Origin of the sequence: Pseudoalteromonas sp. T1lg21 (genome assembly GCF_002964625.1) — a bacterium.
GTDB lineage: Bacteria > Pseudomonadota > Gammaproteobacteria > Enterobacterales > Alteromonadaceae > Pseudoalteromonas > Pseudoalteromonas gelatinilytica.
Genome location: NZ_PQBX01000060.1, coordinates 158,189 through 170,434, shown reverse-complemented (window position 1 = coordinate 170,434; position 12,246 = coordinate 158,189). Strand labels below are relative to the sequence as shown.

The 12,246-nt window shown below is 41.1% G+C and carries 10 protein-coding genes and 1 pseudogene; all 11 read right to left on the bottom strand.

Annotated elements, in window-relative coordinates:
- Positions 1-18: 18 nt before the first annotated feature.
- The 11 genes and pseudogenes from C2M25_RS14695 to C2M25_RS14645 all read right to left on the bottom strand — a co-directional run bounded on the left by C2M25_RS14695 (position 19) and on the right by C2M25_RS14645 (position 12,167).
- Entirely contained in the window at positions 19-441 is a 423-nt protein-coding gene (locus tag C2M25_RS14695; protein ID WP_105181431.1) for a flagellar protein FlaG, read from the bottom strand.
- An 86-nt stretch (positions 442-527) separates the two neighbouring features.
- Entirely contained in the window at positions 528-1,490 is a 963-nt protein-coding gene (locus tag C2M25_RS14690; RefSeq protein WP_105181430.1) for a flagellin N-terminal helical domain-containing protein, read from the bottom strand.
- A 162-nt stretch (positions 1,491-1,652) separates the two neighbouring features.
- On the bottom strand, positions 1,653-2,627 hold the full coding sequence (locus C2M25_RS14685; RefSeq protein ID WP_105181429.1) for a flagellin N-terminal helical domain-containing protein: 975 nt from the start codon (positions 2,625-2,627) through the stop codon (positions 1,653-1,655).
- A gap of 431 nt (positions 2,628-3,058) precedes the next feature.
- A complete protein-coding gene (locus C2M25_RS14680; protein WP_105181428.1) occupies positions 3,059-4,021 on the bottom strand; it encodes a flagellin N-terminal helical domain-containing protein in 963 nt (320 codons plus the stop codon).
- Between the two features lie 347 nt (positions 4,022-4,368).
- On the bottom strand, positions 4,369-5,601 hold the full coding sequence (gene flgL, locus C2M25_RS14675; RefSeq protein ID WP_105181427.1) for a flagellar hook-associated protein FlgL: 1,233 nt from the start codon (positions 5,599-5,601) through the stop codon (positions 4,369-4,371).
- 2 nt (positions 5,602-5,603) lie between these two features.
- A pseudogene (flgK, locus tag C2M25_RS14670) lies at positions 5,604-7,612 on the bottom strand (flagellar hook-associated protein FlgK).
- A 13-nt stretch (positions 7,613-7,625) separates the two neighbouring features.
- A complete protein-coding gene (gene flgJ, locus C2M25_RS14665) occupies positions 7,626-8,594 on the bottom strand; it encodes a flagellar assembly peptidoglycan hydrolase FlgJ (RefSeq protein WP_063706530.1) in 969 nt (322 codons plus the stop codon).
- 192 nt (positions 8,595-8,786) lie between these two features.
- On the bottom strand, positions 8,787-9,881 hold the full coding sequence (locus C2M25_RS14660) for a flagellar basal body P-ring protein FlgI (protein WP_054553304.1): 1,095 nt from the start codon (positions 9,879-9,881) through the stop codon (positions 8,787-8,789).
- A 12-nt stretch (positions 9,882-9,893) separates the two neighbouring features.
- A complete protein-coding gene (flgH, locus tag C2M25_RS14655) occupies positions 9,894-10,577 on the bottom strand; it encodes a flagellar basal body L-ring protein FlgH (protein WP_063706528.1) in 684 nt (227 codons plus the stop codon).
- Positions 10,578-10,592: 15 nt separating this feature from the next.
- On the bottom strand, positions 10,593-11,381 hold the full coding sequence (gene flgG, locus C2M25_RS14650; RefSeq protein WP_063706526.1) for a flagellar basal-body rod protein FlgG: 789 nt from the start codon (positions 11,379-11,381) through the stop codon (positions 10,593-10,595).
- 21 nt (positions 11,382-11,402) lie between these two features.
- Positions 11,403-12,167, bottom strand: a complete 765-nt coding sequence (locus C2M25_RS14645; protein WP_063706524.1) for a flagellar basal body rod protein FlgF — start codon at positions 12,165-12,167, stop codon at positions 11,403-11,405.
- Between the last annotated feature and the right edge of the window lie 79 nt (positions 12,168-12,246).

The following is a 12,246-nucleotide window of genomic DNA, read 5'->3' as shown; positions in this document are numbered from 1 at the left end:
TCCTAAAAAACTAAATTGCTACGCTGTTCGATCAAACAACAAACCTTTGTTGCTTAATTTATCGGCAAACTCTTCTAAAGCTTTAGCTACTTCGCGAAATTCTTCTGTTGGAATCTCTCGAATCACCTCATCATTTTCTTTATCAAGGACTTTGATAATGGGTGGATCACCCTTTTCATCAAATTCAAAAATTAAATTTGTTGATGTAACCGGGATATAACTATTGAGCTTTTCTAAGTTTTGTTTTACTTCAGCAATGAGATCTTTTTTGTCTTTTTGCTCATTTTGTTTAGAAACCAGCTCAATATCCACAGCCCCTCTGCCAGCAAGTTCTGTGCCTTTATTTGCTTTAATGTCATCTATTTCGGCTTTTAAATTTGCAGAACTTCCACCGGTTGTTAGGTTATCATTAGACCTTTGCGTTGAATTAAGATCTATCATAGTAACACCTCTTAATATCTTACTCGTTAAGTATAAGCCACTTCAGTGCAAAATTCCTGAGTCTGAAGTGACTTATAAAACAAATATTAGCCTAGTAGTGAAAGTGCTACTTGAGGACGTTGATTTGCTTGACTTAAGATTGATTGGCTAGCTTGTTGTAAGATTTGCATCTTAGTTAAGTTAGCTGTTTCAGTCGCGAAGTCTGTATCTTGGATACGCGAACGTGCGGCAGATAAGTTCTCAGAAATATTAGATTGGTTACGGATTGTTGATTGGAAACGATTTTGCACCGCACCTAATTCAGCTCGTTTTTTATCTACTACAGCAATCAGCGAGTCCATGCCAGCCATGATAAGTTGAGCATTACCTTGTGATGATACACTGATAGTCGTTGCACCAAAGCTTGAGAAGCCAACGCTAGCTTGCGCTAAACCAGAATCAACATCACTGATACCGGCTGCTAGGCTAGACATTGCTTTACCTGTAACGCCCGTAGCAATCTCAGCAATACCTGACATGGTGAAACCACCATTTGTAGACATTGAATTGGCTGTACCTGCAACGTTCTTCATGCTGAAACCGATAGTTTGGATAGCATCTGCACCTACTTGGAATTTAGCATCATAAGTGCCATCAAGAAGGTTTTGACCACCGAATGTTGTATCTTCAGCTACACGATTTACTTCTTCAGAAAGAGAGCGAATTTCTTCTTGAAGTGCTAAACGGTCTTCATCAGTATTCGAACCATTCGACGCTTGTTGTGCAAGAGTACGAATACGTTGGAACATTGATGTTACTTCGTCTAGTGCACCCTCAGCTGTTTGCGCTAAAGAGATACCATCGTTCGCATTTCGGTTACCTTGATTCAAACCATTAACTTGGCTTGTTAAACGGTTAGCGATCTGCATACCCGCTGCATCGTCTTTCGCACTATTAATGCGTAAGCCTGATGACAGGCGTTGGAAAGAAGTATCAAGTGAATTACCTGATTTATTTAACTGTCTTTGTGCGTTCAAAGAACTCACATTAGTGTTTACATATAAAGCCATATTAGCCTCCGCTTTATCATTTTATAGCTAAACAGCGGGATACCCCTACCCTGCCATTTAACCGACTTAGAGTCCTAGATTGATAGTTCTCTAAATCAGTTATCGTCTGATAAAGCGAAAGCTTTAGCTTTATTTGTAAATTTTTTAACTAATTTTTAAATTTTAGCCTTGTAACAAGCTTAGAGCCGCTTGAGGACGTTGATTTGCTTGACCTAAAATTGTTTGGCTTGCTTGTTGTAAAATTTGATTTTTAGTCAGTGCAGCTGTTTCAGCAGCGAAATCGGCATCTTTAATTCGTGATTTTGCAGCTGATAAGTTTTCTGAAATATTCGCTTGGTTACGAATAGTTGATTGAAAACGGTTTTGTACAGCACCTAATTCAGCACGTTTTTTATCTACTACAGCGATCATTGCATCCATTGCAGCAAATACTTGCTGGGCATTCACTTGACTTGAAACACTGATATCACCAGCAGTAATACTACTGAAACTAACCGTTGCTTCTGTTAGTGCTGACGAGACATTACTAATACCCGCTGCAAGCGAAGACATTCCTTTACCACCAACTGCCGATGCAATTGCTGCAATTCCGGACATGGTAAAACCGCCATTACTAGTCATAGAAACCTGACCATTTGTAGTAGCACCAACGCTTTTCATACTAAACCCAATTGTTTGTACTGCGTCAGCACCTACCTGAAAGCTAGCTTCATAACTACCATCCAGTAAGTTTTGGCCACCAAATGTAGTATCAGCCGCAATGCGGTTCACTTCATCTGATAATTGACGGATCTCTTCTTGAATTGCAAGTCTGTCTTCATCAGTATTTGAACCATTCGAAGCTTGCTGCGAAAGAGTTCTAATACGCTGAAAAGTTGAGGTAATTTCATCTAAAGCACCTTCAGCAGTTTGCGCAAGTGAAATACCATCATTGGCATTTCGGTTACCTTGATTCAAACCTAGAATTTGTGATTGTAAACGGTCAGAAATTTGTAAACCTGCAGCATCATCAGCTGCACTGTTAATACGTAAGCCTGATGAAAGGCGTTTAAACGAGGTATCTAAATCAGTACCTGATCTTTCTAACTGTCTTTGTGCGTTTAATGCACTAACATTAGTATTTACATATAAAGCCATAATAAACTCTCTTCTTATCTGTCAAAGTAAAGTCACTTATTTAAAAGTGAATTTGACAAAGTGACCCTTACAGCGGCAAATCTAAGTCGCCTGGGGCAAAAAACTGCCACTTTGCTGGTTAGTTAATTAACTTGAAATAAATAGAGCAATTAATAGGCCAACTATTAATTTAGTTTAAAAAAGGAATGAAAAAAGGCCCCATTTAGGAGCCTTAAGAGAGATAAGTTTAAGAGTGGGTTTAATAACACAAATTATGGCATAATCTGTGCTTTATATTTTATGTTCTTACAAATGTTAGAACACTACTGTCAGGATTTTGAGCGCCTCCGCTTTATAATCCTATCTTAGCGCCTTTGTTAATACCCCATTAGACAAAGGCGCTTTTCTTTAAGTCAAAGTTTTGACTTCACTTTAACTCAAATTCCCAACTATTAACCTAGTAAGCTTAATGCCGCTTGAGGACGTTGGTTAGCTTGACTCAAGATTGTTTGGCTAGCTTGTTGTAAGATTTGCATCTTAGTTAAGTTCGCTGTTTCTTGAGCAAAATCGGTATCTTTAATACGTGATTTCGCTGCACTTAAGTTTTCAGAGATATTTGATTGGTTACGAATCGTTGATTGGAAACGATTTTGAACCGCACCTAACTCTGCACGCTTTTTATCTACTACAGCGATTAGAGAATCCATACCTGCCATGATAAGTTGAGCGTTACCTTGTGAAGACACACTGATTGTAGTTGCACCAAAGCTTGAGAAGCCAACACTTGCTTGTGCTAAAGCAGAATCAACACCACTGATACCAGCGGCTAGGCTAGACATTGCTTTGCCCGTAACACCCGTTGCAATCTCAGCAATACCTGACATGGTGAAGCCACCATTTGTAGACATTGAGTTAGCTGTGCCAGCAACATTTTGCATACTGAAACCAATCGTTTGAATTGCGTCAGCACCTACTTGGAATTTAGCTTCATAACTACCATCAAGAAGGTTTTGACCACCGAATGTTGTATCTTCAGCTACGCGGTTTACTTCTGCTGATAATGAACGAATCTCTTCTTGAAGCGCTAAACGGTCTTCATCAGTGTTTGAACCATTCGACGCTTGTTGTGCAAGAGTACGAATACGTTGGAACATTGACGTTACTTCGTCTAGTGCACCCTCAGCTGTTTGCGCTAAAGAGATACCGTCGTTCGCGTTACGGTTACCTTGGTTAAGACCGTTGATTTGTGATGTTAAACGGTCAGAAATTTGTAGACCAGCCGCATCGTCAGCTGCGCTGTTGATACGAAGACCTGATGATAAACGCTTGAATGAAGTATCAAGTGAGTTACCAGAATTCATTAATTGTCTTTGAGCGTTTAATGAACTAACATTTGTATTTACATAAAGTGCCATGATATTTCTCCCGAAGTAAACTTATCATTTACTCTCAAACTTACTCTAATTAAGCGGTAACTGTTATTTGTTACTCTGCTTGGTTAATTAAGTTATCGGTCCGCTCAAAAAATCCTTTAGTGAATTTTTAAACAATTTTTCATTTTTTATTTAACACACTGTATTTAAATGAAAAATATTTAATCTTTTTAACTAAACATAGCTTCTGGTTGTCATTAAAATCGTTACTGTGAAGTATTACTGAAGATCAAAACGCTACAGAGAGTGCGTTAAAACCGCTGTTTAAGTGGAAAGCTTAAGGTAGGTTTTATAGGTTAAGCTCATAAAATGAGCTTAACCTAGATAAATTATAAGTAATCAAATAAAGAAAGGTTAGCCAAACGACCAAATGTTGCTTGTGCAGCTTGCAGTGATGTTTCTTGTTTGGTCAGTTCAGTAATCGCTTCAGCCATATCAAGCTCAACGAGTTCCGCTTTTGCTGCTTTATTACTGGTATCTAAGTCACTATTAGATTGTTCGATTTTCTTGGCCGTATTTAACCGACCACCTAAGCCAGCCTGAACAAGAGAAACCTGATTTTTGGCATTATCGAGTTGTACAATGGCATCCGCTAAAACCTGATCAAACTCATCTTGGGTTAAATTAGGATTTGTGAGTCCTGCAATCAGATCGTCCAAGGTATTTAACGCATTTTCTTTTTGTGGTGCTTCAAGGTCTACATCGATTTGGCCGTTTGCAACAGGCGAAACAGAAATTTCCATACCTTGATATTCGATTTTACCGTTTTCAAAGCTGCCGCTGTCAATTGTTACACCCGCTTGTTGTACCACATAAGTATTAGGTGTACCTGTGGTAGTAATAAAGCTTAATGTATTGGCATTTGCAGCCGCAGCAGGATCAGCGTTGTAATTAGCTTGGTGGAATTTATCGAAATCTGCTTGCTCAGTAACATAAATTTTTGAGCTTGTAATACCGCCTGAAACAGTGCCGTCGTTTGAGGCCACATTTAGACGTGCATTTACTTTTTCGAACGTATCAAAACCATTGTCACTTGATTTGATTTCTACACCTTCAGCCACTTTGATTTTATGTTGCCCCTGATCGCCACCATATTCATAGCGACCTGACGTACTATTGTAACTATAAGAAGGAGTGTTATCTTGATAGCCCGAAAAGATAAACTTTCCGTCTTCGGTCTTTGCATTCATTAGATCAAGTACAGTGCTTTGCAGTGCCTTAACTTCTTCAGCGATCCCTTCACGGTCGATATCACTATAGGCACCATTACCTGCTTGAATAGATAACGTATACGCAGACTCAAGTGCACCTTTAATATTTTGCAGTACACTTTCTTCTGTCGTTAAACGGCTATTCAACATAGTGATATTTTTTGTGAACTGCTCGTTGCCTTGAATGCGATCGGTATAAAGTAAAGCCCGAGCCGTGGCAGAAGGGTCATCAGCAGCAGTTAATACGCGCTTTTGAGTATTAACCTGTTCTTGTGCCTTATTAACATTTTGCTGTGAGTTAAGAATAGAATTAAGGTTATTCTTATACATCATGTTATTTGAAATACGCATAATTACCTCGCCGCACTTAATAAGGTGTCAAAAATAGTACGTGCTGTTGCAAGTACCTGTGCTGATGCTGCATACGATTGTTGAAAACGAAGTAAGTTAGCAGCTTCTTCATCAAGGTTTACACCTGATAGCGATTCATACCAAGCTTCAGACTGATCAGCCAATGCTGTAAAAGCCGCACCATTGGTTTGAGCTTGACTGGTCACAACACCAATATCAGTGACAATGGCCGAATAAGCTTGATTAAAGGTTTTATGATTATCAGCAGTACTACTTGCTTCAACATTTTGACGCACTAGCTCACCGTTTTGTAAATTAGCTAATAGCAAGCCATTGCGGTTATCATCAAAACCCCCGGTGTTAAACTCAAGTGTGAAGGTGTCCCCTGTTGCAGGTGAGCCTTCAATATTGAAGTCAAAACCGTAGGTATCATAAGGTGCCCCAGCTTGAGCAAGAATATTCTCAGCAGGCGGTGTTATGGTAAACGTCGATGTACCGTTGCCGTCTGTGATTTGATATTCGTTAGCATTCGCCGTTTTCACGAGTGTGATATCACCATTCGCCAAACTCGGTGGTGGACCAACCGTGATCCCCGTTGAGTTATCAATATCAGACACTGTGCCAGCAGAAATACTTGCATCGCTGGTATTATTGATATCGTTCGCAGTTCGAATAGGTGATGCTAACGCTAGGTCTTCAGGGCGCTCAGTTGCAAGCTCTAGGGTCGTTGCAGCTTGTGAATTTAGCTTCACCATAAATTGGTCACCAGTATTTGCTGTGCCTGATACATTAAGCTGTAAGCCAAATGCCTCACCGCCAGTGATGGTTGATGAGTCAATCACTCCTGCCGTTACATTGGCTGTTGACGCAGTGCCAATAGGTTCGCCTTTGTTATCGATTGCCTGAATTTCAACGGTGGTTGCACTGGTATAGGTAATAATAAAATCACTCGCTGGCAATTCGCTGCCTTTACCTGGTTCCACCGTTGCCGTCATTGTTGATGTGCCTGTATTAGCTTGATAGCCAAACGCATCAACGTTGGAATTGCAAATATATCACCACCAATTTCACCATTAGCGTCCATACCTAAACGGTTTTGCTGATTAAAGGCATCAGCTAACGCTAATCCCATTTGACCAAGTTGGTTTTGCGCTGGCACTAAAATATCGTCACGAAACGCCAACAAGCCACCAATTTTACCTTTTAACTTACTCACATCGACATCAAGCGGCACAGCTTTGCCACCGTTCACATCGAGTCTCAGTTCTTTAAAATTAGGATCAGGATCGCCACTGAATGAAAATAGGTTAAATGAGCCACTTTGCATGACAAGTGCTTGACCAGAGCCTAAATAGACTTGTTTTTCACCGTTATTACCGTCGAGCGTTTCAATATCAATTAGCTCAGATAAATCACGAATCGCTTTATCGCGTTCATTGTATAAACCACTTGATACTGACTCACGATCAGTCCCGTGAACTGAGGCAATCTTAGTATTCAAATCACTGATATTTTGGATCAGGTTATTGGCTTCTTCAGAAAAAATCTCCAGTTGCTCATTCACCACCGCTTTTTGGTCGACCACAATGCTCGATAATCTGTCCATTTGATCAATCAAGTTTTGTGCATCTGTCATTACTAATGAGCGTGCAACTGTTGATGACGGTTGATTTAAGCTTTCTTGTACATTGTTAAAAAACGAGTTGATACTAGTTGATAAGCTGTTTGACTCTTCTGAGAACAAGCTATCTACACGGCTTGCTTCTGTCACAAACTGATCAAAGAATGCTTTATTTGAGGTATCTCTATTTAATTGCTTTTGCGCAAATTCATTCAGTAAACGATACGTTTCACCACGACCTACTTGGTTATCGATCATGGTTGTGAACTCAGTGCGCTCACGTACATAGCCCTCGGTATTAACGTTGGCGATGTTCTTACTGGTGGTTTGTAAAAGCTCAGAGTTAGCTCTTACACCGGCATTTGCTATGTCATATAAGCTAAATGACATGAGGGTCTACTCCTTAACGTACCAATGAAGCAGCGACGCTTTGAAGCTCAACACGCTTCAATACCTGCTTAATTTTATCGGCATAATTTGGATCAGTTGCATAACCTGCTTTTTGTAACGAATCTAAAAAGGCAGCAGGCTCTGCGGTATTATTAAGTGCTTCTTGATAACGTGGGTTTTCATTTAAGAAATCCACAAAATCGTTAACACTGTCTTTAATCGATTGATAAGAGCGGAAACTAGCTTGCTTTTTAACAGGCACGCCTTGTTCAAATTCAAGCGTGACTTTACTCGCTTTGTCACCTTGCCAGCTTCTATCCGATTTAATATTGAATAAGTTGTTACTACTTGTGCCATCAGCTTTGCTGATGATGTGTTTTCCCCAGCCTGTTTCAAGGGCTGCTTGAGCCACCATCACTGCAGGGTTTAAACCAATCTTCTGTGCTGCATTTTTTGCGTGCTCCCAAATAGAGCTAATGAATGACTCAGCATCTTCAAAACGATTATCTGTTTGCTCGTTTGCTGATGTATCTGCAACAGGCTGTGACTCAGATTTAATGTCGTGGCTGTCATTCGCTACGCCGCGGGCGCGTTTATCACTATCAAACTCAGCCGTCGTTCTAAGCACAGACCCCGGGGTAAACTGTTTACCATCTGGCGAGAGCTGCTGAACAATTAAATCAGCTAAGCCGAGCGAACCTTTTGATGAAAGCTCAACCGACATCTGTTGGTCATGCATCTCTTCAAAAAACTTAACACCGCTTGAATTAAATGGGCTGTCTTTATCTTCAAACGCTTCATTTGCCTTACGCATACTTTTAAGCAGCATTTGAGTGAAAATAGATTCAAATTGTGCCGCCGCTTTTTTCAGCGCCTCTTTTGACGCATCGCTAGAGGCATCACTTTTTAGCGCACTTTGACGTAACGAGTCTAAGTTGCCTAAATCAAAAAAGTTTTGCTTGTCGAGATGATTAGTATCCATCAGCTTTTTGACACAATAGTTAATAATGAAAATTAAAATGCAAAAATTGCGCCAATAAAAAACTTTATAAATGAATGGCTAATAAAGGATATAGGAGTGGAGTAACTTCAGGGTCAAGGTTTTGACTGATATTTATACACTGAAGGATTAAGAGGTATAAAAACAAAAACGCGCCCGAAAGCGCGTTTTAATTTAAATGATAACCAGTTGCCCGTTTATCGCCCCCGCTTCTTTTAAAGCTTCAAGAATTGCCATTAAATCCCCCGGCGCGGCCCCCACTTCATTGATTGCGCGAACGAGGTCATCTAGATTAACACCCGGATTGAAAACAAAAGCACGTGAGTCATCTTCATTGACATCAATAATGCTTTGATTGGTAACCGTGGTTTCACCATCACTTAAGGCATTTGGCTGTGAGACATTTTGCTGCTCAGCAATGGTAACCGTTAAACCACCATGGGTAATAGCTGCAGGTTGTAACTTCACGTTTTTGCCAATCACAATTGTGCCTGTGCGCGAATTGACAATAATTTTTGCTGCAGTATCTGCCGGTTTAAACTCTAAGTTTTCAAGGGTAGACAAATACGCGACACGTTGAGATGCATCACGCGGTGCCAATACACGTACAGAGGCTGCATCAATTGCCTGAGCACTGTCAGGACCCACTAAGTCATTAATGGTTTGCTCTAAGCGTTTTGCCGTTGTGAAATCTGGACGATTTAAATTAAAGGTAATGTAGTCACCTTGCATAAATGGGCTCTTAATAGCGCGCTCTACAATGGCACCGTTTGGAATGCGACCCACTGTTGGCGTGTTAATAATTACACGGCTACCATCAGCACCTTCTGCACCTAAACCACCAACTACTAAGCTACCTTGCGCAATTGCATAAGTATTGCCATCAACCCCTTTTAGGAAGGTTTGTAACAATGTACCGCCACGTAAACTGCCCGCACTACCAATAGACGACACGGTAATATCAATGGTTTGACCAGGCTTTCTGAACGCTGGTAACTCAGCATGCACTGCCACAGCAGCAACATTTTTAATTTTAGGTTTTAAGCTATCAGGTAAAGTGATACCAAAGCCATTCAGCATGGCTTTAAAGCTTTGTTGTGTAAATCGGCTTTGCTCACCAGTGCCAGGTAAACCAACCACTAAACCATACCCCACTAATTGGTTTGAGCGCACGCCCTCAACCATAGATACATCTTTGACTCGCTCAGCCTGTGCAGAAAACTGCAGGCTAATTAAGCAAAGAGCGATGATGTATTTAAACCCATTCATGACTTTATTCCTCTAAAATGGGAAAAGCGAACTACTAAAGAAACGAGACAGCCAACCTGCACTTTGCGTTTCTTGAATTTGCCCTTTACCTGAATATTGAATGCGCGCATTGGCAATACGATTTGATGTGACCGTGTTATCTGCGGCAACATCTTCAGGGCGAACCAAACCTTCTAAGCGAATAAACTCTTCACCTGTGTTCAAAGTGAGCCATTTTTCACCGCGAATAACCAAGTTGCCATTGGGTAGAACACGCATCACATTGACAGAAATATCACCAAATAAGCTGTTTGATTGGTTAGACTTTGAGTCACCTTTAAATGATGCCCCAGAACCAATACCAAATTGAATGCTGTCACCACCAATGTTGACCGGATTACCGCCAAGGCCTATAACAGGGTCTAAACTGGCGTCCGTTTCTTTGTCGGTCTCGGTTTTAGCGGCTTTGGTGGCTTGCGTTGATTCTTGCAATTTAACCGTAATGATGTCGCCAGCACGCAGTGCCTTTTTATCCGAGTACAAATCATTTGATGAGTAACTATCAAACAACGACCCTGTAGGTACCATCGGCTCTGTTGTTGGCTCAGGGTACATAGGCGCATAGTAAGGGTCATCCTGAACCACATGATGATTTTGCGTTGTCATACAACCACCCAGCATTAATGCTGCCGATGTGACTAAGATAATATTACGCATGCTACCTCCTACCCATTAAAGCTGTTGATTGATGTAACTAAGCATTTCATCAACCGCTGAAATCACTTTTGAATTCATTTCATAAATTCGTTGTGTTTCGATCAAGTTAACAAGCTCTTCAGTTACATTCACGTTAGAGGTTTCAAGGGAACCTTGAACCACCGTACCTAAACCATCGATACCTGGGTTACCTTGCACAGGCGCACCACTTACAGCGGTTTCTGTGTATAAGTTTTGTCCCATAGGCTCAAGACCCGATGGATTAATAAAATCACTAATCGTTAGCTGACCAATGACCACGTTGTCTGGTTGCCCTGAAATACGCACTGACACTTCACCGTCTTGTGAAACAGTAATTGATTGCGCATCGTCTGGAACATTCATTTCCGGTTGCAAAGGAAAACCCGCGCCCGATGTTACAATGCGGCCATCTTCGTCAGTCGTGAATTGACCGTTACGCGAATAGGCAATGTTGCCATCCGGTAATTGCACTTCAAAAAAACCAGGGCCTGAAATCATCCAGTCCAGTGAATTTTCAGTGGTAAGCATGTTACCTTGTGAAAAGTTCTTTTGGTTGGCAACCACTTTGGCACCCGCACCAAGCATTAAGCCTGATGGCATTTCAGTGTCTTGTGACGAACGACCACCTGGTTGGTTGATGTTTTGATATAGTAAATCTTCAAATACGGCGCGGCTTTTTTTGTAACCGACCGTGCTGGCATTCGCGAGATTATTTGAGATCACCGAAATATCGGTTTGCTGGGCGTCAAGCCCGGTTTTACTGATCCATAATGCAGGATTCATAACTCTACCCTCTCAGTCATCTTAAACAATGCGTAACAGCTGATCTTGACGCTCATCGAGCTCTTCGGCTGTTTTCATCAATTTAACTTGTAATTCAAATTGGCGTTGATTGCTGATCATGTCGACCATTTCATGCACCGGGTTTACGTTTGACATTTCAAGCGTTCCCGATAGTACTTTCACATTTGGCGAAATATCACAAAAACCACACAGGTCATTGATCAGCATGTCTTCTTTTGGTCGAAATAAACCGTCATTACCTTTTTCAAGCTGAGTGTTATCAGCCTCAATCACTTTTAAGCGATCAACCACTTCTAAAAAGTTCGCTGGTGCACCTTGCGGGCGAACCTGAATAGCACCGTCTTCACTAAACTCAACTTTCTCGATAGGTAATGGCAGAATGATTGGACCACCTTCGCCAATTACTTGACGGCCATGGCTGGTGATCAACGCACCATCTGGAGTAATGTTTAATGTGCCTGTTTTGGTGTATGCCTCATTGCCTGATGCATCTTGTACACTCAGCCAACCACGGTCACTCATAGCAATATCAAGCTCACGGCCAGTTTCTACATAACCACCAGATTGCATGTTAGATCCTGGGCGTTCTTGCATTGCAAACACCCTAGATGGCAGACCTTCCCCGAAGGCTTGCATAGAGCGAGCTTGTGCAAAATCAGCTTTAAAGCCAGTGGTGTTAGCGTTCGCAAGATTGTTAGCCTTGAGCTCAAGACCGCGCAAACTTTGCTTAGCACCCGACATGGCAATGTAGACCATTTTGTCCATAACATTGACTCACTAAAAATATGATAACTAAGAAATGCAATAAAAGTGCCAAAGTAAAATTGACGCTGAAATAGGAGAG

Bases quoted from the DNA above. Each gene is read 5' to 3' on its own strand.
- C2M25_RS14695 (WP_105181431.1), bottom strand. From the start codon at position 441: ATGATAGATCTTAATTCAACGCAAAGGTCTAATGATAACCTAACAACC.
- C2M25_RS14690 (WP_105181430.1), bottom strand. From the start codon at position 1,490: ATGGCTTTATATGTAAACACTAATGTGAGTTCTTTGAACGCACAAAGA.
- C2M25_RS14685 (WP_105181429.1), bottom strand. From the start codon at position 2,627: ATGGCTTTATATGTAAATACTAATGTTAGTGCATTAAACGCACAAAGA.
- C2M25_RS14680 (WP_105181428.1), bottom strand. From the start codon at position 4,021: ATGGCACTTTATGTAAATACAAATGTTAGTTCATTAAACGCTCAAAGA.
- flgL (WP_105181427.1), bottom strand. From the start codon at position 5,601: ATGCGTATTTCAAATAACATGATGTATAAGAATAACCTTAATTCTATT.
- flgJ (WP_063706530.1), bottom strand. From the start codon at position 8,594: ATGGATACTAATCATCTCGACAAGCAAAACTTTTTTGATTTAGGCAAC.
- C2M25_RS14660 (WP_054553304.1), bottom strand. From the start codon at position 9,881: ATGAATGGGTTTAAATACATCATCGCTCTTTGCTTAATTAGCCTGCAG.
- flgH (WP_063706528.1), bottom strand. From the start codon at position 10,577: ATGCGTAATATTATCTTAGTCACATCGGCAGCATTAATGCTGGGTGGT.
- flgG (WP_063706526.1), bottom strand. From the start codon at position 11,381: ATGAATCCTGCATTATGGATCAGTAAAACCGGGCTTGACGCCCAGCAA.
- C2M25_RS14645 (WP_063706524.1), bottom strand. From the start codon at position 12,167: ATGGACAAAATGGTCTACATTGCCATGTCGGGTGCTAAGCAAAGTTTG.